A 22,019-nucleotide genomic window follows, 5' to 3' on the forward strand; every position below is an offset into this window, starting at 1 on the left:
GTATCTAGTATTAATTGAGGTGTAATTTACCTGCCGTTTCTTATAAAAAACCTAGATTTAGATTCATCTAAGAATTCATAAAATCAATAATATCTTGCTGTTCAATTTGCGGATTTGCTCCTTCACTACTAGCAACTAATGCTCCTACTGCACAAGCATAATTTATAGCTTCTTGCGGTTGGTTTTCTTTAAGCAACTTACTGATTAAAGTTGCCAAAAAGGAATCACCTGCGCCTACGGTATCAACCACTTCTACTTGATAACCGCTGTTGTAATAAAAGGTATCGTTAACATACAAAATAGCACCATGACGTCCTTTAGTAACACAAATAGTCTGTGTGTCTGTAAAGTCTCCAATGAATTTGATATTCTGTTCTAAAGAGTGTGTTTTTGAGTCGAGCAACTCTCCTATTTCAAAAATTTCATCATCATTAAATTTAATAAAATCTGCCTGTTCCATTAAATGAGTTAAAACTTCTTTTGTATAGTATGGCTCTCTTAAGTTTACATCAAATATTTTATACGAAGCTATTTTTAAAAGTTCATATAAAGTATGTCTAGACGTTTCATCTCTTGTTGCCAGACTGCCGTAGATAAAAGCATCGGCTTTTTCTGTAAGCTTCTCGTTTTCTTCAGTTAACTGGATTTTATCCCAAGCTCTAGGATACATAATATCATAAGAAGCAGAACCTTTCTGGTTAAGCATCACCTTCACTTTTCCAGTTTTCAATTCGTTATGGACTTGAATATGAGTGGCATTTACACTTTTTTCTACCGTGTATTCTTTTATTTCTCTACCTTTTTTATCGTCTCCTATACTACTGATAACTGATACCGAATTATCTAACGACTGTAATCGCAAAGCAACATTTAAAGGTGCTCCACCTATTTTTTTATGTGTAGGAAAAACATCCCAAAGCACCTCTCCAAAACAAACTATGTTCTTCATTTCCATAACTTTAGTTATTTTCGTTCCTTTTAATTATAGATTGTTCTACTCCATTCTTTGTTATATCTTCATATGCTTTTGTAAAAGCTGATTTAAACACAACAGACGATTCAAGTTTCCCAAAAATAGATTCTAAGGTTAAAAAACTAGCAGGTTCTATAACAGAAGCAGCGGCCTTTTCATGAAGCTGTGATTTCATGGCATCTTTTATTATTAAATCTTCGCCATTCTCATCTTTACCAAGACTATAAATAGCCCATGCTGCGACTACAAAAGCTGCAAATTCTACCGATTCTTTTTCAACTAACTGTGCGTTTACAGTTGGTAAAATGAAGATGGGAAACTTTGCAGAACTCTCCGAACATATGCGATCGATTTGATCTTTAATGTTGATGTTTCCAAAACGTTCTAAAAGTGATGCTTTATATTCTTTTAAATTGATTCCTTCCAGATCGCCTAACGTAGGAGTCACTTCTATATCCATATAGTTATGCAAAAAAGTACGGATGTGAATATTAGAAACAGACTCATCTATGGTATCATATCCTATTAATGCTCCTAGAATACCTAGCACAGAATGTCCTGCGTTAAGTAAGCTTAATTTCATTTTTTCATACGGCTCTACATTCTTAACAAATTGCGCACCTACGTTTTCCCATGCTGGTCTACCTTCTATAAAATCATCTTCTATTACCCATTGTTTAAAAGGCTCGCACACTACTGGCCAGGCATCTTCTACTCCAGTTGTTTCTTTTAAATTGATAATATCACTAGCTGCTGTTGCAGGAGTAATTCTATCTACCATAGCATTAGGAAAGGAAACATGTGACTCTATCCAATCTACCAATTCTGGCACCGCTTTACTCACATAACTCAATAACATTCTTTTAGTCATGTCACCATTTCCTTGAATATTATCGCATGACTGAATGGTACATCCTTTTAAACTGCGTTCTTTCCTAAGCTTTAATGCTTGTGTTAAATAACCAAAAATTGTTTTAGGAGCGTCAGGATGATCTAAATCATGTTGAATAGATGGTGTATTAAAATCAAATTCTTTAGTTGCCTCGTTATAATTATAACCACCTTCTGTAATAGTAAGTGATATAATTTTAACCTCTGGACTGGCCATTTTTTCTATTACTGCAAGCGTATTCTCTGGTGCATAGAGATATTTTACTATAGAACCTATTACTCTAGTGGATTGTGTACCATCTAGCTCTTTAACTATTAACGTGTACAGCCCATTTTGATCCTTTAATGTTTTATAAATTTTAGTATCAAATTCTAACAAAGCAACACCACAAATTCCCCAATCAGAATTTGAAGGATCATGCAATAGTTGGTCTGTATAAAATGCTTCATGAGATCTGTGAAAACCGCCTATGCCCACGTGTACAATCCCTGTTTTAACTTTAGTTCTATCATATGCAGGCACAGAGATACTTTCTGAAATATTAGAAAGGTTTTCTGTATTAAGTTGATAATTTTTCATCTGGATATATTAATTATTTGCTTTCAAATCTTTGAAGTAAAACTGCAAATATGATAATCGCTCCTTTTACCACTTGTTGTGGATAAGAAGGAACATTTAAAAGGTTAAGAATATTACTGATGAGTCCTAAAATTAGAACTCCCATAAGTGTATTTATAGCGGTACCTCGACCACCATTTAAGCTTGCACCACCTATTACTACTGCAGCTATAGCGTCTAATTCCCAAGACATTCCCATGTTAGGAGATCCTAAATTTGTTCTAGAAGCAACTATAATAGCTGCTGTTGCAGCTAACGCTCCGGAGATAGCGTAAACTAGAAACTTATATTTATTAACCTTGATACCTGATAATCGAGAAGCCTCTTCATTACTACCTATGGCAATGATCAAACGACCAAAGACATTATAACGCAACATTACCATAGCGGCGATAACGATAAGAAAAAAGACAATTGCGATATTAGGTACTCCTAAAGTAGAATTGTTTGCAAAGTCGGACATGAAAACACCTCCTGCTGTTTTAAAAGTAACTGGTGATCCTTTAGAATATATAAAACCTAATCCTCTAGCAATGGTCATTAAAGCTAGTGTGGCTACAAAAGGAGCCATTTTTTGATAGGCGACTAGATAACCTGAAATACTACCTAAACTAAATCCAATAATTATAGTTAGTAAAATCGCTAGCGGTAAAACGACTAAGTTGACCAGTATGGCAAAAGTTACTGCCAGCAATGCGACCAGCGAGCCTACAGACAAATCAATACCACCGGTTAGAATAACGATTAACATACCGATACTTATAATACCTATTCCAGATACTTGCTTAAGTAAATTAGTAATGTTTGCCGATGTGAAGAACACATCTGAAATTAATGCTGAAAATATAACGAGTAATAGAAATATGAATACCGTATTATATTTGACTAAAAACTTAAGAATCCCACCAGGACTGCTCAGTTGTTCTTTTAATGCTAAAGCCATAACATGAATTTTATATAGTTTGAATTTGTTGTTTTAATTTTTTACCTATCGAGTAACGCAGTATATTTTCTTCTGTGAATTGGTCTTTTTGTAGTTCTCCATAAATAGTACCTTGATGCATTACTAGAATACGGTCAGAGATTCCCATAATCTCTGGCATGTCAGACGATATTACTACTACGCCTACTCCTTTTTTTGCCACTTCATTAATAAGGTTATAGATTTCAATTTTTGCACCGACATCTACACCACGAGTTGGCTCATCTATAAAGATCACTTTACTATCGATACTTAGCCATTTTGCTAATGCTACTTTTTGCTGATTTCCACCACTTAGATTTTTAACATTAACCTCAGAACTAGGTGTTTTGATATTTAATTTCTCAATAAGCCCTAAAACCTTTTTATACTCATTATCTACATTGATAAAACCTAGTTTACCAGAGATAGATTTAAAGCTCGTGACACTTATATTACGTCTTATAGAAAGCGGTAAAAACACTCCTTCTTCCTTTCTATCTTCTGATACAAAACCTATTTGAAAAGCTGCTGCATCTACTGGTGATTTAGTTCTAATCTCTTTTCCATCAAGAATTAGAGTTCCTGATTTCTTTTTATCTGCTCCAAAAATTAGTTTTGCAGTTTCTGTTCTACCGCTACCTCCTAACCCAGCTATACCAAGTACTTCTCCTGGTCGGACACAAAAAGAAACATCATGTACAATCGTGTCTTTGGCGGTTAGATTCTTAACTTGGAATACAGGATCAGATCCTATTTCTACATTTCTAGCAGGAAAAAGATCTTTTAAATCACGTCCTATCATCAATCGTATGATGCCGTCTGTGTCAGTCTCTGCTATAGGCATGGTTCCCGTATCTACTCCATCTCTAAGAACAGTGACAGAATCTGCTATTTTGATAATTTCGTCTAGATGGTGTGAAATGTAGATAATAGAAATTCCTTTGTCTTTTAGTCTAAAAAGATTATCAAATAACTTTTTAGTATCGGTAGGATCAAATACCGTTGTAGGTTCGTCCAGCACCAATACTTTAGTGTCTTCTGACAGTGCTTTTGCTATCTCGACTACTTGCTTTTGCACGATGCTTAGGTCTCTCACTTTCGCGGAAGCGTCAATAGTAAAGCCCAATGAATCTAATAATTCTTGTGCATCTCTAGTGATCTTATCCCAATTCATCCAGAATTTACTAGCACCTAGTTTGTGTAAATAAACGTTTTCTGCTACAGAAAGATCGTTGACTAAAGACAGTTCTTGATAAACCACACTTATTCCTAAAACCTGACCTTCATGAGTGTTTTTAGGGTTAATCTCTTGTCCATTTAAACGTACCGTGCCGGTATCTTTATGATGGACACCACTCAATATCTTGATCAATGTCGATTTACCAGCACCATTCTCACCCAATAAAGCATGAATTTCTCCTGGCTTCACTTTTAAATTAACGTCTTTAAGAACGGACACAACACCAAAACTTTTTGATATTCCTGTCATTTCTAGACGGTAGTCGTTTTCTGAATTTTTCATAACAATACTAGTTAAACATTAAAATAATGCATTGGGATTATAGTACTGCGCTGCATTTTCTTTGGTAATGAGCAATGGAACAGTAAAAGATTTTTTAGGGAAATCTCTTTTACCGTTCATGTATTCCATTGCGTATTTTACAGAGTTGATACCTATTTGAACTGGACTATTCATGGCAGTACAACCATAAAAGTCAGATTCCATGATGTATTTAATGGCTTCTTTTTGACCATCTGCACCAGCGACTATTAAAATATCATCTGTTTTACCTGCTTGTGCTATTGCTTTTATCGCACCTAGAACACAAACGTCTGATTCTGTAATTACTACGTTTACATCTGGATGAGCAACTAGAATATCTTCCATTGCTTTTAAACCACCTGCATACGACCACTCTGTATAAGCTTGAGTCTTTATATTGAGATCTATTTTACCTTGTGTTCTCAATTGCTCTTCTGTAATACCTTGTAACAAACCTTGTTTACGTGTTCTACCTACTGGATTACCAGCGTTACCACTCAATAAAGCAATATTCATTTCTTTATTTCTCATTTCCTTTGCCAGCCACTCACCAGCTAGCTCTCCATTGGCTAGATTATTAGATTGTATAGTAGTTACAACGTTTGCGCTATCATCTATAGAACTATCTATGATAAACACAGGTATTCCAGCTTTAGTAGCGATGTTAGTGATTCCTACCAGTGCATCAGGATCCTTTGGGTTTAACAACAAAGCGTCTACACCTTTGGTAATAAGATCTTCGACAGCAGCTATTTGTTTAGTAATATCGTCCTGACCGTCGGCAGATAAGAATATCATTCCATTCTTCTCTGTCGTAGATTTGATACTTTGCAATAGTGCTTGATAATAAGGTGCGTTTAAAGATGGTGTACAATACCCTATTTTCTTACCAGTTAAATCTAGTGCACTATCAAAAATGTCTCCTGTAGATTCCTGATTACTTGTATCTGTTGTAGTACCTGCATCTAGATGCTCCACACAACTGGAAAAAGTCGTACAAAAAACGACCAATACTGCTGGTAAAACCAGGCTCTTAAAAGCAGATTTTAAGTTTATGTTTTTCATGATATAAATAATTAATTCTTAATATAAATTAATGGTTTTCATTTTATTACCTATAAATATAAGGACTATTCCACAACTTAAAACAGTGTTATATCCAGTTGTAACACAGTTCTTTCTTGCTCAGGATTCCACATGGCTGTTACTGCCACAGGAACTTGATATTCTAGTACAGAAAATCTCTTACTATAGGTTGCTCCCACGTTAATAATATTACCTGAGCTCTCTGTATAAAACGTTTTGTCAGTAAAGAAAGACCAAGCACCACCAGCAAAGATTGTTAAGTCAGCTGTTTCGTTTTGCCATACTTTACTACTTACCTCAAAGTATTGCGTCCAAGAGTTTTTTAAATCACCATCTTCTTCTATTTCATAATCTCCAGATCCACCATTGATAATAGTCGCTAGATATAATAAAGTATTAGGCGTTACATTATAACCGAAGTTTACATCTACAAAATTGTACCCTTGCGTTCTATCATAACTCCAGTAGCTTAATTCATCACCACGTTCTTCTACACCTGTATAATTATTATGAGAAACAGCCTCTATAAAAAACCGATCTGTAAAGCGGTATTTGGTATAAATAGAAAACTCTCTATAATAGGCACTTTCATTCTCTCCAGTGGTTATGTTTTCCACATCTACAGAAGAAAAACTCGCTCCACCCCATACACCAAATGTGAATTTCTTATTTCTAGTATTATATTCTAAACTCGTTGCAAACAATGCCCCTGGATGTACAACAAACCCATGCCAAGTGTGCATGTTTTTTAAATGACCGCTTATGCTAAAAGGTTCATAATCGTCATTATCTACCGTACTCATTTCTTTTTCCTCCACTTCATTTTCTGTGGTAGTAACATCATGTGTTTGTGAAGTACAAATACCTACAAACAACATCATACTTATAGAAAATAGAATAAAAGACCTTTTATGAAAGGACTGCTTTTTACACGATACCGCTTCTACCATTTGATTATTATCTGACATAATTAAGCTTTTTAATGACTCGTATTTTACAAACGTCTTTTTTACGTTTGTTTTTCAAATGTATTACAATAAATGGATTTTACACTATAATAATTAAATATTTGTGAAGTATTTTATCACATAACTGCAGTATATTGATAATTTAAGGTGTAAATTGTTTAAATCGTAATAAGTCAATTACTGTTTAAATGACGTTTAATAGCATTTAAAAAAGATAATATATATATTGCGATCACCTAGTCTCATAAATAACTTAAGAATATGAATCAAAAAAAAATAGATAACATATCGGTAGATTGCGTTGTTTTCGGTTACGATATAAATGCAAAGTCATTAAACGTATTATTGATTAATCGTTACCTAGAATCAAAAACTACGCAAGAGGTTCTTGTAAACGATCATGTTCTTACCGGTTATCACGTTTATAAGGATGAGACACTAGATCAGACTGCGACACGAGTTCTTAAAGAATTAACTGGACTTACAGACCAGTATAAGAAACAGTTTAAGGCCTTCGGTAATCCAGATCGTTTAACTAATAAGAAAGACTTGTTATGGATAGAAAATGAAGGATTTAATTCTAGAACCATAACCATAGCCTATTATTTTCTCTTAAAAACAGAAGATGTAGATCTAGAAAACAACCCTTATAGTGCTACCTGGTTTCCTGTTGCAGCGTTACCAGAACTAGGTTTTGATCATGAAAAAATAATTCTAGAAGCCTATAAAGATCTTAAAGTAAAATGCCTGTCAGAGCCTATTATCTTTAAATTACTACCAGATAAATTTACAATAAACGAGGTGCAAGACCTTTATCAGTCTATATTAGGTATAGAAATAGACAATCGTAACTTTAGGAGAAAATTGATCAATAAAAAGTACATAATCGCTCTAGATGAAAAACAATTAGGCGTTTCTAAAAAGCCAGCACAACTTTATATGTTTAGTAAAGACGTCTATGATAAGGTATTTGAAAAAAACTATTTGATCAGCATTTAAACCATGATAGTTCGAGCTGTTTTTTTATAATTTATCTAATGTTTTTTCTATTAAAACACTTAGAACGTTAAGAATCAATTATTTTTGTTTATTCCAAACAAACAAGAAGCAGCCCAAAATGATCCCAAAACTACATTACCGTTCTCAAGCCAGTTCTACCATAGATCACCTACAAAACATTCAAAAAGCATGTAGCTGTGGTGTAGAATTAGTACAACTGGATCTGGACCACATTCCTGTAAAAGATCATTTAAACCTGGCTGAAGAAGTTATAAAAATAACAGCACACTTCCAGACCAGGTTAATTATAAAAACGCATTATAAAATTGCTCACGAGATTAAGGCAGACGGTATCTATCTAGAGCCTCAAGACCACAGCATAGAACATGCTAGAAAACATCTCTATACATGGCAAACCATAGGTGCTACAGCTCACAACTTACAAGACTGTGAAAATCTCATTTCTAAAGAAGTAGACTACATTGTTTTAGGACCATTTAAAGGCGCAAGCGACGCTGCCATAAAACCATTAGGACTCAACGGTTATACAGCTATAGTAGACGCACTAGACACTAACACGCCCATATTAGGTTATGGAAACATCACTACAGAAGATGTAGAAGACATTCTTACCACCGGTGTCTCTGGATTATTAGTCGCACAAGGTTTACATGCCGATTTTAATAGCATTAAAAAATTCAGCCAACTCTTAGGTGCTTCTGCTGTGGAAGAAATGCGCCATTCTTTTAAATAAACACCTTAAACTCACTAGTACACAACCGCCGTTTTAAAGAGATCATACCTTCTATTTTATAGAATAAGGTAGATCATGATATTCTTCATAATCGTTATTGTTCAATATCATGCATATCTGTTTACTATTTTTAGCAGCAATTAACCGCACAACTCATTTCTATCATTTTATACCCTTTAAAACAGCCGTATCCATTAACTTTGAATAGAACATGAAATCCGTTGGGTTTTATAAATTAAACTAAAAACCAGATCTTATGAAAAACAGTATTTTTATTATAGGCATCCTGATACTTTGCGCTAGTTGTTCTACCTCAAAAATGACCACTGCCTCATGGAAATCAGACGGTTTTGATAACCAGAACATCGATAAAATATTAGTATATGCTAATACCGATGACCAGAACTTACAAAAAGAATTTGAGGACCAAACCGCACAAATTCTTACCAAAGAAGGCATTTTCACCTATAAAATGCACGACATATTTCCAGACATCGTCTATAAAGAAGTAAGAACACAAGAAGAAATACAGTCCTTTGTAGAAGACTGTAAAGAGAAGCAAATCAGTAAAATACTTTTTGCTACTAAAAAATCACAGACCGTAGACACCGTAATGAGTAAATCGTTGCACAACTACATGAACGGTTTACATACTTTAAGTCTAGAACGTTATAATGACGAAGAGCCAGAGTATGATACAAAACAAGTAATCACCTATGTCATAGAAGCAGCGGTTTATGATATTAATGAACCATCGCAAGATGCTCCCATTGCTACTACAAGTGTTACCGCAACAGACCCAAAATCTTTAGATAAAATAAAAGATCAATTGCTTAAATCAATAAAACAACTTTTTAATAAGTAGATCAATTCCTATTTATTCATTTAGTCAAAGAAAAAATACTCTTATTATTCTATGGGCGTTTCCCTAAAAAGGGTCCCGCTTTCCACTATATCTTTTGTTTTAAAAGAAAAACAAAAGGATGCCGTTGCAATCGGTAACGCGAGTAGAAAAAAGCAACATAGATAACCAGATAGTAGCTACTATACCACCAGCAAAGCCATAGAGATGAGCGACACCTTACCCAATAATATAGAAAACATAGCTGTAATAGATCTCGATGGTAACGCAGTAGATCTTATGCAAGAGTACCAGAACCATGTACAATTATTACTTATCTATAACAACGACTGTCTGGGTTGCACAGGTCGTGCTATACCACTCGCCTATGAGTTTCAATTGCAATATCCCAGTATACAAGTAGCCGCCATACACAGCGATTTTAAAAACCGCGAGGGAAACAAAGAAAACATAAAAAGCATATTTACCACCGGCCAGATTCCTTTCCCTATTTACATAGACCAGCACCACAAAGTCTACGACCAGTTCCAGGCCGAAGGTACACCACAATGGCTACTCATCACTAAAACGGGCGACCTCTACCGCTCTGTATTTGGATCACAGGATAATGCTAAGAATCGATTGTTTTATGCATTGGAGAGTTTGGTGGGTTAACCCTTACGGTTTCCCGCAATAAAGCCAGATTTCATTTCCTCTTTCGCGAAAGCGGAACTGTAGAAAATAAAGAACTTTTAAAATTTTTAAATCTCTAAACTGCTAGAAGCAAACGACCTAAAGGGACGTGGTTCAATTTGTGAATATCTATTCGGTTTTTTGAAGATTTGGGTTGTTATGCTAGGGTATATTTGGCACCCATAAAAACAAAAAAGATGAGCGCAACCTGGTACGAATGTAAAGTGAAATATAGAAAATTTGATGAAGCGTCAGGAACACAAAAGGTAAAAACAGAACCGTTTCTAGTAGATGCGATTTCTTATACAGAGGCTGAGAGTAGAATCACTCATGAAATGGCGGCTTACCTGCCAGAGAGTGAGGAGATTAAAATTACTAATATTAAGATGGCAAACTTTGCAGAGATCCACCCTTTTGAGAATACCGATAGATGGTTCAAGTCGCGTGTGTCTCTTATCGCCTATGACGAAGAAAGCGGTAAGGAACGTAAAACTAATTTATATCTACTCGTGCAAGCTAATGATGTAAAGGAGGCTTATGATAACACGGTAAGCACGATGGCAGACACGATGGGAGAATACACAATTCCTGCAATTTCAGAGTCGCCTATTATGGATGTTTTCCCTTATTTTACTGGTGAAGAGGATGATATGGAGCGTTTAAAAGCTTTTGTCGCATTAAAGGATTCGACTCCAGAACCGGTAGGAATTATCGATGCACAACTGGATCATGATGATGTTCTCGCTGCTGCTGAGGAAGAATAACTGTATTACTTAAAAACTAAATTTTAAAAATCTAGTTTAAAATAAAAAGCCTCTAGTACTGATAGAATCAGCGCTAGAGGCTTTTACTTTTAAAGTACCTTTACTTTTTAAGAAATTTAAAGGTAGCGTCATTATTAGATAACTTTAAATAATATAATCCAGATTTAAGATCGCTCACATTTATATTTTGGTTTGCGGTAACAGTTGCTTTCTTAACTAACTGTCCTAATGTATTATAAACGGTAATTTGCTCGTCACCATTAACATTAGACAAAGATAAAAAATTTGCCGTAGGGTTAGGATACAACTGCACAGCATTAACTAATTGATCTTCTTCTATTCCTGCGGTTGATGCCGTAAAATTAATCACATCTACACCAAATGCGTCATCTGAACCATTATCATTAGTTATAGTAAATGAAGTGATATTTGTCCAGTTTACATTAAATACTGATACAGCAGATACCGAAGGGTTTCCCGGTCCAGGTACCGCTTGTGAAAGAGCTGTATTATTACCACCAGTAGGTGTAATAGTCCAGTTACCACCGATACCATTTATATCAAATACTGTTATCGAACTTATATCTATCGCTACGTCGAATGAGACAATAATATCTGGTGCAACCCCAGGGTTTACAATATTACCACTAGTCCCGAATAAATTACCTGAACTGGATACATTTAAATTGTTACCATTAGATATACTTGCTGTAGCCGTAACTCCAGCTATGGTCTCTGTAACGGCTGGTGTCCCAGCTCCAGTTGCCGTATTCCAATTAAATGTTTGAGCATGGATTAAATGGCATGATAAACAAGTAAAACATAGCAATAAAAGACTAAAAAGATTTGGGCTGTTTTTGAACATTTTGTTAAATATTTTTGGTTAAAATTAGGTTCTAAATTAAACGAATCACATATCACCAATAATGTAGCTTTAAAATTTTAACAATTATTTACATTTAATAATAATATTGATTACATTTTATTAATAAATGAAAGCTCTATTATACACTGCTACCATTAGCGTGAAGGAAATACACAGACATTAAAAACCAATTAAAGGCAGTTATTTAAAAAGTATGCATTGCATAATAATTAGGAATAATTTGATTTGAAAATTAGGGATCTCATAAAAAACAACTTTATTCATTTTAGTTCTGCTCCTATTTTAAATAACCTTGTTAAACAATGTGCTATCTATTTTATGATGCCTAATTTTGTAATCTCTTTGAGGTTCTAGTGTATTTATTTAATGTTCTAGAATTATTAAAAATGGCCTTTTTATGTTTGCAAAACACTTTTTATACGATTATCTAATTGAGATGGGTATGTCGGTTACCTATGCCAAATATCTAAATATGATCGCGCTACTCATCGCCTTATTGATAGTAGCATTGCTGGTAGATTATATAGTAAAAAAGATTATTGTAAATCTGTTTACTCAGTTTACGATTAAAACTAAAACTAAGTTTGATAATTTTCTGGTAACTAATAAGGTACCCAAAAATGTGGCGCATATCATACCACTTATTCTAGGATTAGAGTTTATACCGGTAGTCTTTGCCGATTTTCCTTACTTTGAGAATATGGTAGAAAAGGGTTTTAAGGTTTTTGCTATTATTCTTACCCTATGGATCGCACGTAGCTTATTAAGCGCACTTAAAGATTACTTTAAAACCCTATCTAGATTAAAGGATAAACCTATAGATAGTTACATACAGGTTTTTATGATTTTTGCTTGGGTAATCGGTATATTTTCTGCCTTTGCGATTATTACTGGTGTAGAGTTTATAAAATTCATGACCACACTGGGTGCGGCATCTGCTATAATCATACTAGTTTTTAGAGATACGATATTAGGTTTTGTAGCCAGTATACAGGTTTCTATAAACGACATGGTGCGTATAAGCGACTGGATTACCTTTGAAAAATACGGTGCAGACGGTACCGTGGTAGAGATTAATCTATCTACGGTAAAGGTGCAAAACTTTGATAAAACCATTACGACTATTCCTACTTATGCGCTTATATCTGACTCGTTTAAAAACTGGCGCGGTATGGAGAGTTCTCCTGGTAGACGTATAAAAAGAGCCTTAAATATTAAGTTAGATAGCATCACTTATCTAACTAAGGATGATACAGATGCATTAAAAAAGATTGATCTTATTTCTAGTTATGTAGAAAAGCGCCAGGCAGATATCGATAGCTATAATGAGAAAAGTAACGTCAATAAAGAGCTGCCTTTAAATGGACGTAATATGACTAACATAGGTGTTTTTAGAAAATACATAGAGACCTATATAGAGAACCATTCTGGTATCAATAAAGACATGATGATTATGGTGCGACAGCTCGCTCCTACTAGTCAGGGCATGCCGTTGGAGATTTATGCCTTCAGTAGTGATAAGAGATGGGAAAATTATGAGTACATCATGGCAGACATCTTTGACCATACCATCGCTGCTGTTCCTTATTTTAATCTAGAACTCTTTGAAGAACCTAGTAACTCTAGTTTTAAGATCTTAAAACCACTTTCATAATTTTAGTATCGAATATAGATTTTTATATGTTCCGCTTTCGCGAAAGCGGAACTTACATTCTTACCCATAGATCTTATTAGACTATATAGATGCTTCTTAAAATGATGGCTGTAGAGACTTTTGCTTCTAGCCTCACTCCTTTTCTATCATTTTCATATCAGTACGCTAATAATATCAAGCTATAAGCTTATTTTAACATAATAGACGACTTATAATAAAAGTATGATAAACCCATGTTGAGATATTGTTAATCGGTATTCTTGCGGCTTTCTTGTTGCTTATATTTAAAAAAAGACAATTTATTATGAAAAAGGAAACCACAAAAACAGAAAAAGAACTACCGTACAACCCAGAAATAACGGAGCACGATAAAGACCTATTAAATCAGGATAATGCTAACTTGCACAGCGATAATAATGCAGACCAGCAACTTATAGATAGAAAAGAAAAAGTAGATTTTACAGGTGGTGATCTAGATATACCTGGTAGAACTACAGCCCAAAAAGGTAACGGTACACCTGCCTTAAATGACGAGGAGAACAAATTGCACAGTCAGGGTGGTGAACGTCATAATAATTTAGAAAGAGATGATGCTGCCAGATAATAAATGACCCAAATTTCTAAATGAAAAAAGCTTTCTACAGAGAACTGTAAGAAAGCTTTTTTTATGCGTTAGTATTAAAGCTAATAACTATACTATTTAGTTTTTAATAAGGTCAAATGATAATTTAATACCTTGAATAATCATACCAGTACCTATAATCGCGATAATAAGTCCCATAATTTTACCAATTACAGATATCACGTTATTTCCTACTATTCTTACAATAAAGTCACTTAATTTAAAGGTATAATAAGTAAGCAAACTCATACATCCAAAAATAGCGATCACTAAAATAATTTGTAACATCTCTACCTTAGACACAAAATTCATCGCGGTAACGATAGTACCAGGACCAGCAAGAATAGGAATAGCAAGAGGTGAAACGGCTATATTCTCATCTACATTTACTTTATTAATTCTTTTTACATTAGACTGCTTAGACTGCAGCATGTCAAAACCTATGAAGAATATCAAAATACCACCAGTAATTTTAAAAGCAGGAATACTAATGTTGAACAATTCAAAAATAAATTTACCTAAAAGTACAAAAACGGTCACAATAATAAAGGCAATGATATTTGCTCTTCTATTAATATCAAGTTTCGTTTTTTTATCTGCTCCTTGAGTAAGCGATAAAAAAACGGTCATGTTAGATATAGGATTAGTTATCGCAAAGAAACCTGTAAATACAGTTATGCAAAAGGTTATCATGTTATCCATACTATAAAATCTTAATTATTTCATGTCGTAAATACGAGGCGGCAATATTAGATATATTATCGCTAACTGTAACACAATTAAGAATTTATAATACGTTTTATGATATTAATTCAAATTCTCTATTTTACTTGAATATATCACAATTTAAGAAAGGGTTTTAGGCCAATTCATTCATTATTTCTGAAAATAACTCATAAGATCTTATTCGATCATTTGTGTCATAAATATTAGTAACAGCAATTAACTCATCTGCCCCTGTTTTTTCAATAAAGTCTTTTACTTGTGCTTTAACTTTACTCTTACTACCTATAAAAGAATACTTCAACATTTGATGGACTTGAGGGTGTTTTAATAGCTCTCTAAATTCATCATTCATCTCTGTGCCAGGTTGTACAAAATCACGATTACCAGTGAAAATTCCAACTATCATACGTATTAATGAGGTGGACATTCTCTCAGCTTCTTCGTCAGTGTCTGCTATAATGATGTTGACACCTGCCATTACATAAGGCTTTTCTAAATCTGGTGATGGTGTAAACTCATTGCGATAAATCTGGATAGCCTCCATTAAATGGGTAGTTGCAAAATGGCTTGCAAATGCATAAGGTAATCCTTTTCTAGCCGCAAGGTGAGTACTGTCTGTACTAGAACCGAGTATATAAATAGGTACTTCTACACCTTCGGCAACGGTAGCTCTTACTTGTGCAGTGGAATTTTCTTTAGAAAAATACGTTTGTATTTTTTCTAATTCGGCAGGGAAAGAGTGTGCTGCCTGCATAAAATCAGATCGTATGGCTTGTGCGGTTTCTCTATCGGTACCTGGTGCTCTACCCAGTCCTAAATCTATACGATTAGGATATAAAGATGCTAGTGTACCGAACTGCTCTGCAATGATAAGTGGCGAGTGATTAGGCAACATAATACCTCCAGAACCTATGCGCAAGGTATTAGTACTTTGTGCCACATACCCTATAAGTATGGAAGTCGCACTACTAGCAATATTAGAAGCATTGTGATGTTCTGCAAGCCAGTAGCGCGTATATCCATATAATTCTGCATGTTGAGCCAGTCTCAAAGCATTGTTATAGGTTTCTTTAAGTGTATGACCTTGAGAAACTAATGCTAGGTCAAGAATAGAATATAAAACAGGTTTGGTATTCATAAAAAATAAGCTGCTTAGTGATCGATTAACTAGTAAAAGAAATAATGTTATGTGCCTAAAAGACTAAGATCATTTTACTTAGATACATAAGCAAAATTATGATTTCCAACTTACAATTTCTTCTAATTCCCTCCTAGTTTTAGGATGTTCTGGGTCTGCTTTTCTATAACCAAATGCTGTCATAAATGACAAGCCATATTTGTTCATATCTACACCAAATTTATCTTGTAATAAAGCCTCTGCTTTTTCCTGATGAAAACCCTCTATAGGACAAGAATCGATACCTATTAATGCTGCTGCAGTCATCATGTTACCTAATGCGATATAAGTTTGTTTTGAAGACCAGTCGAACAATTTCTTATCTGTATTGAGGTTAAAATCACGTTCTTGAAATTCTCTATAAAACTTAGAATACATCTCCATTACATCTTCTGGTAGTTGCTTAACATCTTTCATCATATGTTTTATATAGTCTGCATCGTGTTTAATCATAGGTGCTTTCATGCTAAGGCCTAAAACGAAATGACTAGCCGTATCTAATTTTAATGGAGCACCCCACGCAACTGGTTTTAATAATTCACGTAATTCTTTATTTTGAACTACTATAAAATGCCATGGCTCAAAACCAAAAGAACTAGGTGATAATTGTGCTGTTTTGAGAATAAACTCCATGTCTTCATTTGATACCGTTTTAGATGCATCAAATTCTTTTGTTGCATGTCTATAATGAAATGCATTAAGTATTTCTTCTTTGGAAATGTTAGGTGTGCTCATTTTTCTTTTAATTAAATATTAATACTGGTACAAAGATATTAAGCATGACAAACTTTACTAAAGTACAATTAAAGGAGATATAGGTACAAATCAAGGTTAATTACCTAAATAATATATAGCAACAGAGGAAATTGATTAAATTTGATCAAAATAACACATAAATGAATGTTATAGAAACATATAAACCTTTTGAAATACAAGAAATAGAATTAACAGAATGGAAGCCTCGCCCTGTTAAAAATAACTTCTTTGAACTGGTACTTATAAAATCTGGAGAAGGCACACAGTGCATTAATTACAACCTCTCACCTTATCATAAAAATAGCCTGTTTCTATTACCTCCTTTAAAATGCCATTCTTTTACGGTAGAGAAGCCCACCACATTTGTCTTTTTAAAATTTACAGATTCCTTTTTCAAGGATATAGGAAAAATTAATATCGATAGAAATGAATGGTTTAAAGAAGCTTCTTTTATACTATCTAATTATAACCAGTTACCAGGTGATATTATTAAGGATGAAATAGATAGAAAACACCTCGAGAGCATAGTACAAATTATACTAGCAGAGTCGAGAAACTATGGATCTGCTTCTATTAACCTAATAACTAGTTTAATGACCAGCATACTAGAGATTTTAATAAGAAATATAAAAAAAGGAACTTACACCGAGGTTTCAGATAACACTACAGATCAAAGGATCACAAAAATGCTTAATTACATCAACGAGAACATTGATAAAACAGAACTTTTAAAAATTGATCATCTCGCTAGTGTATTTATGATGTCACCTACCTATGTAAGTGAGTACTTTAAGAAACAAGTAAATATGTCCCTAAGAGAATATATCATCAAAGCAAAACTTAAACTAGTAGAAATACGCCTTCTTAACTCTGACTTTACCCTTACTCAAATAGCAGACGATCTAGGTTTTACAGACATAAGCCATTTATCAAAAACCTTTAAACGTTACACAGGTATATCTATTAGAGAATTTAAAAAAAATGGAGAGTATATGTTATTAAAACGCGCTCGATGTACTGCTTAAAAGTCCTTTAAAATATCTATCCTATTAGATATTAGCAAATTATAACTTTCCTGTAAATATTAAAAAGACCATATACAGAAATGGAAGAATACTCAGAAATATCCATAAGGATTGTTTAGATAATTTACGTTTATACCTATTCATTAACAAGCCTGTATTAACTAGTGACCAGAATACTGTAGCAAAAAGTATGATTATAGAAATGAGGTTAAGTTTACCATAGGTAAGAGTCCCTTCATAAGAAGGTGCTACATATCCACACACTATTCCTACCGATAAAATTAGTAGTATAAGAAGTGTTAGTTTCTTGAAAAGATTAAGATTTTGAAACCAAGTCATGTATTAAAGAGGTTAATTGTAGGATAAATTTTGTTTAACAAAAGGTAAAAATATTTCATTCTTTTGAGAACATTTTACGGTTTCCCTCATTTAACATTAAACTAGATTAAAAACACCAAAAGCACCTATTCAACGTTAAATATTATGTTAAATAAGATGAACATTTACTCCTGCGCTGGTACAGTAATTTTAGGAATTGATATAATTCCGCTTTCGCGAAAGCGTGTTGCATAAAAAAAACGAGAACCTATTACTAGATTCTCGTTTTGTATAAAATATGTTTTAAAGAAATTACTTTCCTGGCATAGATACTACTACACCATTTTCTGGTTGTGCATAGAACGTAGCTGCAGTTTCTACAAATTCTACATTTGTAATAGATGCTACACCTATTTCATTAGTATAACCTTCTTCTTTATTCCAGTTACGGAAAGACCATTTAGATGCAAATGGTACACCATCAACAACAGTAAGTTCTTCATATTTTGCAAAATGAGGCTCTTCTTCTGCAGCTTCAACACCTTTTCCAAAACTAACAATGTACGCAACACCATCAAGCACATTTGTTTTAGGATCTTTATACACCACATACCAGTCTTCTGACGTGTCTCCTATTCCATTATCAAATGATAATTTAGAAGTTGGATATTGTGTATCTCCATAAGTAAGCATCTCTTCACCTGTCCACTGTGTACCTGGATCATTTAATTTATAAGGCATTGCAAAAAAGTAAGACCATGTAAAGATGTAAAATCTAGTCATAGGATTTGCAGCTAGCTCTTCATTACTCGCATAAACCTTATCTCCATCAAAAACGATTACACTACCGTCTTTGTTATCTATGCGTACCATAGAACCATCTGTCTTTTGGGTGATTTTACCGTCTAACAAAGTATTACCACCGAAGGCTACCGTAAAATCATATTGTACAGCATCGTTAGAAAGAAAAGTTTCTTTTTTATGTGCTAACTCTATACTGTTAGTAAACGCAGTAATTTCTGGTTTTGCTTCTGGCATCTCTGTAGCAGCAGGTGCTTCAACCGTTTTTTCAACTTCTTTTTCTTCTTTACAACTAGTAAGAATACTAATGGTAGCTAGTAGGAATATAATTTTTTTCATGGATATAAATATTTAATTTATTTTAATATACAAAAGACTTAGTTATTTGTCACATAATCAGATATTAGGTTGTTAAACTTGTGCTAAGAAATACCTAGCGGTAAATGATAGTTAAATTTGGTCAACTGCATCAAAAAACTATCTTCGCGACATGTGGATGTATTTAGGTCTTTTGGCCGCATTATTTTTAGGCTTACATAACTTATGTAAGAAACATGCCGTACGAGGCAATGAGGTGTTTCCTGTGCTATTAGGCACCATAACAGCTGGCTTTCTCTTTATAGTACCATTTTATATAGGTTCTATTTTCTATCCAGATGCAACTCGAGAATTGGGTTTTTATATAGAGAATATCCCATGGACTACACACGGTTTTATAGTTATAAAATCTATGATTATGGCGGCATCATGGATACTCGCATATCAAGCATTGAAGCATTTACCTCTTACCATAGTAACGCCTATACGATCTGCAGGGCCATTTTTCACCTTTATAGGCGCCATAGTTATTTATAAAGAAGCACCTAATAACTGGCAATGGCTGGGGTTTTTCATGATTATTCTATCCGTGATTATGTATTCTCAAATAGGTAAAAAAGAAGGCATACATTTTAAAAGTAACAAATGGATATTTGCCATAATAGGCGCGACATTTTTAGGTGCTTCCAGCGGTTTATATGATAAATTCTTGATTCAAGGGCTTTTACTCAATCCGCAAACGTTGCAATTCTGGTTCTGTTTTTACACCATATTGATATTGCTGGTTATATTATCCATAACGTGGTTTCCATATGCTAGTAAAAGAAAAGCCTTTAAATTTCGCTGGACCATTCCTGCTGTAGGTGTACTATTACAAACAGCAGACTACTTCTACTTTAAAGCATTGCAAGACCCAGAGGCTTTGATCATGTTGCTAAGTGCCATAAAACGCAGTCAGATAATCATAGCTGTTGTTTTAGGAGGGATTTTATTTAAAGAAAAAAACAAACGCAAAAAACTGATTCCTCTAGCGGGCATCATGATAGGCGTGTTTTTGATTTTGTATTCTTAGAACTAGATATTGACATAAACATAGATGCATACGTATAGATGATTGGATTTTTGTTCCGCTTTCGCGAAAGCGTACACCATCACCATTATTTGTACACAAACACCAAGAACTTCAGTAAATTTGCGTCCTTTATTGAGATTCTTAAAACCTTATAAAACATGATCAATAACATCCCATGTCCTTCTTGTGCTACACCTATACTTGTAAACACAGAAGAATTTTTAAAAGGCAGTTCTTTTTCTTGTTCTAATTGTGATGTGAAATTAGGAATAGAAGAAAAAACAGATCTAGATCAGGCAAAATTAGATATGTTCAAAAAGTTTACAAAAACCAAGAAAGAACGATCTTCTGTGATGCCTTGTCCAGATTGCGGAGCAGCCATTACTTTTAATGAAAGAGATTTAAAAAAAGGGAAATCTATAGCCTGCTCTAGTTGTAAGGCTAGTGTTGCTTTATAACGTCAAATAAGAACTGTAAAATTATTAATCAAATTTTTCTTCTTTACCATTACTATGTAAGGCAAATCTACCCTTTTCAGTACCGTGAACTTGCTCTTGTTGCGGCCAGGGCCACCCACCGAATTGTGTCTCTTGATAATCTGCAAAGGCTTCTCTTATTTCTTGATTTGTATTCATGACGAATGGTCCATGCTGTGCCACAGGTTCATTAATAGGTTTACCCTGTAAAACAAGAATATAAGAGTCTAATGCACTGTTTTTAATTTCTAAATCTACAGCAGCATTTACTTCTATAGAGTGATTCTCATGTATAACAGTACCAGCGATTTCTATAGCATTCCCACGATAAAAATATAAAGTTCTTTTAGTGCTAGTTTGCGTTGCTTTGGGTAACGTATAAGTTGCACCTGGCTCCATCTTTATAGTAACCACGAGAACATCATTAGCTTCATTTGCCGCCCATGAATCTGGTGTAGGATCTAGCGAGCGCAATTGATTTATCTCTCCTGCGATAAGGTCTACCGTTGTCATATTATCAAGACTATCTCTATGGTTAATAACCGGAATATCCTCATTCCAAAGCATTTTAAAATGTGGTGGTACCATTTTACTAACTCTAGGTAAATTGAGCCATACTTGAAATATCTCTAGTGTATTTTCTTTGTCTCGATTTAATAATGGAAACATCTCACTGTGTAAAATACCTTTGCCAGCCGTCATCCATTGTACATCTCCTGCTTTAAAACGACCTGCACCACCCATAGAGTCCGAATGATCTACTACACCTTCTTTGTTGATAGTTATGGTTTCAAAACCGCGATGCGGATGGTATGGAAAACCTGGCACTTTACTACCATGGTACATTCTATAACCGTCTTTAATGGTAAAATCTTGACCTATGTTTCGACCTGCTTTTTCTCTTTCAGGAACACCTAATTCTGCATTCCCTGCCGGATAATAATCTCTGTGATGAGCACAAAATAAAAATGGATCTTGCGTTTTCCATGGAAAACCTAATGGCGAAATGTTCTTGATTACAGTAGACATATACGTTTCAATTATTAATCGACTTAAATTTAAGTGATGTAAAAATGAGTTAAAGAAATTTAAA

23 protein-coding genes are annotated in these 22,019 nt (G+C 34.1%); 10 read left to right on the forward strand and 13 right to left on the reverse strand.

The genetic code is table 11. The features are described 5' to 3' along the window. Positions 1 to 67 precede the first annotated feature (67 nt). The 6 genes from ABJF08_RS08150 to ABJF08_RS08175 form a co-directional block, all read right to left on the reverse strand. A complete protein-coding gene (locus tag ABJF08_RS08150) occupies positions 68 to 949 on the reverse strand; it encodes a carbohydrate kinase (RefSeq protein WP_348115637.1) in 882 nt (293 codons plus the stop codon). A gap of 10 nt (positions 950 to 959) precedes the next feature. Continuing rightward, positions 960 to 2,444, reverse strand: a complete 1,485-nt coding sequence (locus ABJF08_RS08155; protein WP_348115638.1) for a mannitol dehydrogenase family protein — start codon at positions 2,442 to 2,444, stop codon at positions 960 to 962. A gap of 13 nt (positions 2,445 to 2,457) precedes the next feature. Then, entirely contained in the window at positions 2,458 to 3,426 is a 969-nt protein-coding gene (locus ABJF08_RS08160; RefSeq protein WP_348115639.1) for an ABC transporter permease, read from the reverse strand. A gap of 10 nt (positions 3,427 to 3,436) precedes the next feature. Next, on the reverse strand, positions 3,437 to 4,969 hold the full coding sequence (locus ABJF08_RS08165; protein ID WP_348115640.1) for a sugar ABC transporter ATP-binding protein: 1,533 nt from the start codon (positions 4,967 to 4,969) through the stop codon (positions 3,437 to 3,439). Between the two features lie 18 nt (positions 4,970 to 4,987). Further along, positions 4,988 to 6,055 carry a substrate-binding domain-containing protein gene (locus ABJF08_RS08170; RefSeq protein ID WP_348115641.1) on the reverse strand — a complete coding sequence of 356 codons (1,068 nt, stop codon included), beginning with the start codon at positions 6,053 to 6,055 and terminating at the stop codon, positions 4,988 to 4,990. 77 nt (positions 6,056 to 6,132) lie between these two features. Beyond that, positions 6,133 to 7,044 (reverse strand): hypothetical protein, encoded by a 912-nt coding sequence (locus tag ABJF08_RS08175; RefSeq protein ID WP_348115642.1) that lies wholly within the window; start codon positions 7,042 to 7,044, stop codon positions 6,133 to 6,135. 261 nt (positions 7,045 to 7,305) lie between these two features. Between ABJF08_RS08175 and ABJF08_RS08180 the strand changes: the two genes are divergently transcribed. The 5 genes from ABJF08_RS08180 (at position 7,306) to ABJF08_RS08200 (ending at position 11,095) form a co-directional block, all read left to right on the forward strand. Beyond that, the gene (locus ABJF08_RS08180) at positions 7,306 to 8,043 is read left to right on the forward strand and encodes an NUDIX domain-containing protein (RefSeq protein ID WP_348115643.1); all 738 of its coding nucleotides are present in this window, start codon (positions 7,306 to 7,308) and stop codon (positions 8,041 to 8,043) included. A 118-nt stretch (positions 8,044 to 8,161) separates the two neighbouring features. Next, entirely contained in the window at positions 8,162 to 8,797 is a 636-nt protein-coding gene (locus tag ABJF08_RS08185; RefSeq protein WP_348115644.1) for a thiamine phosphate synthase, read from the forward strand. Between the two features lie 256 nt (positions 8,798 to 9,053). Further along, positions 9,054 to 9,662, forward strand: a complete 609-nt coding sequence (locus tag ABJF08_RS08190) for a hypothetical protein (RefSeq protein ID WP_348115645.1) — start codon at positions 9,054 to 9,056, stop codon at positions 9,660 to 9,662. Positions 9,663 to 9,866: 204 nt separating this feature from the next. Beyond that, a complete protein-coding gene (locus ABJF08_RS08195; RefSeq protein ID WP_348115646.1) occupies positions 9,867 to 10,313 on the forward strand; it encodes a redoxin domain-containing protein in 447 nt (148 codons plus the stop codon). Positions 10,314 to 10,528: 215 nt separating this feature from the next. Then, positions 10,529 to 11,095 carry a DUF4494 domain-containing protein gene (locus ABJF08_RS08200; RefSeq protein ID WP_348115648.1) on the forward strand — a complete coding sequence of 189 codons (567 nt, stop codon included), beginning with the start codon at positions 10,529 to 10,531 and terminating at the stop codon, positions 11,093 to 11,095. A gap of 100 nt (positions 11,096 to 11,195) precedes the next feature. Here the strand turns inward: ABJF08_RS08200 and ABJF08_RS08205 are convergent, their stop codons facing one another. Beyond that, positions 11,196 to 11,960, reverse strand: a complete 765-nt coding sequence (locus tag ABJF08_RS08205; protein WP_348115649.1) for a T9SS type A sorting domain-containing protein — start codon at positions 11,958 to 11,960, stop codon at positions 11,196 to 11,198. A 418-nt stretch (positions 11,961 to 12,378) separates the two neighbouring features. On the opposite strand from ABJF08_RS08205, the gene ABJF08_RS08210 reads away from it, so the two are divergent. Next, positions 12,379 to 13,635: a mechanosensitive ion channel domain-containing protein gene (locus tag ABJF08_RS08210; RefSeq protein ID WP_348115650.1), complete on the forward strand. Its 1,257-nt coding sequence runs from the start codon at positions 12,379 to 12,381 to the stop codon at positions 13,633 to 13,635. Positions 13,636 to 13,939: 304 nt separating this feature from the next. Further along, positions 13,940 to 14,239 carry a hypothetical protein gene (locus tag ABJF08_RS08215; protein ID WP_348115651.1) on the forward strand — a complete coding sequence of 100 codons (300 nt, stop codon included), beginning with the start codon at positions 13,940 to 13,942 and terminating at the stop codon, positions 14,237 to 14,239. Between the two features lie 96 nt (positions 14,240 to 14,335). On the opposite strand, the gene ABJF08_RS08220 is transcribed toward ABJF08_RS08215, so the two are convergent. The 3 genes from ABJF08_RS08220 to ABJF08_RS08230 all read right to left on the reverse strand — a co-directional run bounded on the left by ABJF08_RS08220 (position 14,336) and on the right by ABJF08_RS08230 (position 16,895). Continuing rightward, complete coding sequence (locus ABJF08_RS08220; protein WP_348115652.1) at positions 14,336 to 14,959, reverse strand: MarC family protein; 624 nt, start codon at positions 14,957 to 14,959, stop codon at positions 14,336 to 14,338. A 157-nt stretch (positions 14,960 to 15,116) separates the two neighbouring features. Further along, on the reverse strand, positions 15,117 to 16,121 hold the full coding sequence (locus ABJF08_RS08225; protein WP_348115653.1) for an LLM class flavin-dependent oxidoreductase: 1,005 nt from the start codon (positions 16,119 to 16,121) through the stop codon (positions 15,117 to 15,119). Between the two features lie 96 nt (positions 16,122 to 16,217). After that, positions 16,218 to 16,895, reverse strand: a complete 678-nt coding sequence (locus ABJF08_RS08230) for an NAD(P)H-dependent oxidoreductase (RefSeq protein ID WP_348115654.1) — start codon at positions 16,893 to 16,895, stop codon at positions 16,218 to 16,220. A 161-nt stretch (positions 16,896 to 17,056) separates the two neighbouring features. Here ABJF08_RS08230 and ABJF08_RS08235 point away from each other — a divergent pair, with 161 nt between their 5' ends. Continuing rightward, positions 17,057 to 17,941, forward strand: a complete 885-nt coding sequence (locus tag ABJF08_RS08235; RefSeq protein WP_348115655.1) for an AraC family transcriptional regulator — start codon at positions 17,057 to 17,059, stop codon at positions 17,939 to 17,941. A gap of 39 nt (positions 17,942 to 17,980) precedes the next feature. Here ABJF08_RS08235 and ABJF08_RS08240 read toward each other — a convergent pair whose 3' ends face one another. Further along, positions 17,981 to 18,280 (reverse strand): hypothetical protein, encoded by a 300-nt coding sequence (locus ABJF08_RS08240; protein WP_348115656.1) that lies wholly within the window; start codon positions 18,278 to 18,280, stop codon positions 17,981 to 17,983. Between the two features lie 291 nt (positions 18,281 to 18,571). Then, entirely contained in the window at positions 18,572 to 19,399 is an 828-nt protein-coding gene (locus ABJF08_RS08245; RefSeq protein WP_348115657.1) for a DUF6503 family protein, read from the reverse strand. A gap of 151 nt (positions 19,400 to 19,550) precedes the next feature. On the opposite strand from ABJF08_RS08245, the gene ABJF08_RS08250 reads away from it, so the two are divergent. Then, positions 19,551 to 20,450, forward strand: coding sequence for an EamA family transporter (locus tag ABJF08_RS08250; protein WP_348115658.1), 900 nt, complete (start codon positions 19,551 to 19,553; stop codon positions 20,448 to 20,450). A 158-nt stretch (positions 20,451 to 20,608) separates the two neighbouring features. Then, complete coding sequence (locus ABJF08_RS08255; RefSeq protein WP_348115659.1) at positions 20,609 to 20,908, forward strand: hypothetical protein; 300 nt, start codon at positions 20,609 to 20,611, stop codon at positions 20,906 to 20,908. 24 nt (positions 20,909 to 20,932) lie between these two features. Here the strand turns inward: ABJF08_RS08255 and ABJF08_RS08260 are convergent, their stop codons facing one another. Then, positions 20,933 to 21,955, reverse strand: coding sequence for a pirin family protein (locus ABJF08_RS08260; RefSeq protein WP_348115660.1), 1,023 nt, complete (start codon positions 21,953 to 21,955; stop codon positions 20,933 to 20,935). Positions 21,956 to 22,019 lie beyond the last annotated feature (64 nt).

The organism is Nonlabens sp. (assembly GCF_039941875.1).
Lineage (GTDB): Bacteria > Bacteroidota > Bacteroidia > Flavobacteriales > Flavobacteriaceae > Nonlabens.

What these genes read in the sequence shown, in the direction of transcription:
- ABJF08_RS08150 (WP_348115637.1), bottom strand. Translation starts at nt 949, where the DNA reads ATGAAGAACATAGTTTGTTTTGGAGAGGTGCTTTGGGATGTTTTTCCT.
- ABJF08_RS08155 (WP_348115638.1), bottom strand. Translation starts at nt 2,444, where the DNA reads ATGAAAAATTATCAACTTAATACAGAAAACCTTTCTAATATTTCAGAA.
- ABJF08_RS08160 (WP_348115639.1), bottom strand. Translation starts at nt 3,426, where the DNA reads ATGGCTTTAGCATTAAAAGAACAACTGAGCAGTCCTGGTGGGATTCTT.
- ABJF08_RS08165 (WP_348115640.1), bottom strand. Translation starts at nt 4,969, where the DNA reads ATGAAAAATTCAGAAAACGACTACCGTCTAGAAATGACAGGAATATCA.
- ABJF08_RS08170 (WP_348115641.1), bottom strand. Translation starts at nt 6,055, where the DNA reads ATGAAAAACATAAACTTAAAATCTGCTTTTAAGAGCCTGGTTTTACCA.
- ABJF08_RS08175 (WP_348115642.1), bottom strand. Translation starts at nt 7,044, where the DNA reads ATGTCAGATAATAATCAAATGGTAGAAGCGGTATCGTGTAAAAAGCAG.
- ABJF08_RS08180 (WP_348115643.1), top strand. Translation starts at nt 7,306, where the DNA reads ATGAATCAAAAAAAAATAGATAACATATCGGTAGATTGCGTTGTTTTC.
- ABJF08_RS08185 (WP_348115644.1), top strand. Translation starts at nt 8,162, where the DNA reads ATGATCCCAAAACTACATTACCGTTCTCAAGCCAGTTCTACCATAGAT.
- ABJF08_RS08190 (WP_348115645.1), top strand. Translation starts at nt 9,054, where the DNA reads ATGAAAAACAGTATTTTTATTATAGGCATCCTGATACTTTGCGCTAGT.
- ABJF08_RS08195 (WP_348115646.1), top strand. Translation starts at nt 9,867, where the DNA reads ATGAGCGACACCTTACCCAATAATATAGAAAACATAGCTGTAATAGAT.
- ABJF08_RS08200 (WP_348115648.1), top strand. Translation starts at nt 10,529, where the DNA reads ATGAGCGCAACCTGGTACGAATGTAAAGTGAAATATAGAAAATTTGAT.
- ABJF08_RS08205 (WP_348115649.1), bottom strand. Translation starts at nt 11,960, where the DNA reads ATGTTCAAAAACAGCCCAAATCTTTTTAGTCTTTTATTGCTATGTTTT.
- ABJF08_RS08210 (WP_348115650.1), top strand. Translation starts at nt 12,379, where the DNA reads ATGTTTGCAAAACACTTTTTATACGATTATCTAATTGAGATGGGTATG.
- ABJF08_RS08215 (WP_348115651.1), top strand. Translation starts at nt 13,940, where the DNA reads ATGAAAAAGGAAACCACAAAAACAGAAAAAGAACTACCGTACAACCCA.
- ABJF08_RS08220 (WP_348115652.1), bottom strand. Translation starts at nt 14,959, where the DNA reads ATGGATAACATGATAACCTTTTGCATAACTGTATTTACAGGTTTCTTT.
- ABJF08_RS08225 (WP_348115653.1), bottom strand. Translation starts at nt 16,121, where the DNA reads ATGAATACCAAACCTGTTTTATATTCTATTCTTGACCTAGCATTAGTT.
- ABJF08_RS08230 (WP_348115654.1), bottom strand. Translation starts at nt 16,895, where the DNA reads ATGAGCACACCTAACATTTCCAAAGAAGAAATACTTAATGCATTTCAT.
- ABJF08_RS08235 (WP_348115655.1), top strand. Translation starts at nt 17,057, where the DNA reads ATGAATGTTATAGAAACATATAAACCTTTTGAAATACAAGAAATAGAA.
- ABJF08_RS08240 (WP_348115656.1), bottom strand. Translation starts at nt 18,280, where the DNA reads ATGACTTGGTTTCAAAATCTTAATCTTTTCAAGAAACTAACACTTCTT.
- ABJF08_RS08245 (WP_348115657.1), bottom strand. Translation starts at nt 19,399, where the DNA reads ATGAAAAAAATTATATTCCTACTAGCTACCATTAGTATTCTTACTAGT.
- ABJF08_RS08250 (WP_348115658.1), top strand. Translation starts at nt 19,551, where the DNA reads ATGTGGATGTATTTAGGTCTTTTGGCCGCATTATTTTTAGGCTTACAT.
- ABJF08_RS08255 (WP_348115659.1), top strand. Translation starts at nt 20,609, where the DNA reads ATGATCAATAACATCCCATGTCCTTCTTGTGCTACACCTATACTTGTA.
- ABJF08_RS08260 (WP_348115660.1), bottom strand. Translation starts at nt 21,955, where the DNA reads ATGTCTACTGTAATCAAGAACATTTCGCCATTAGGTTTTCCATGGAAA.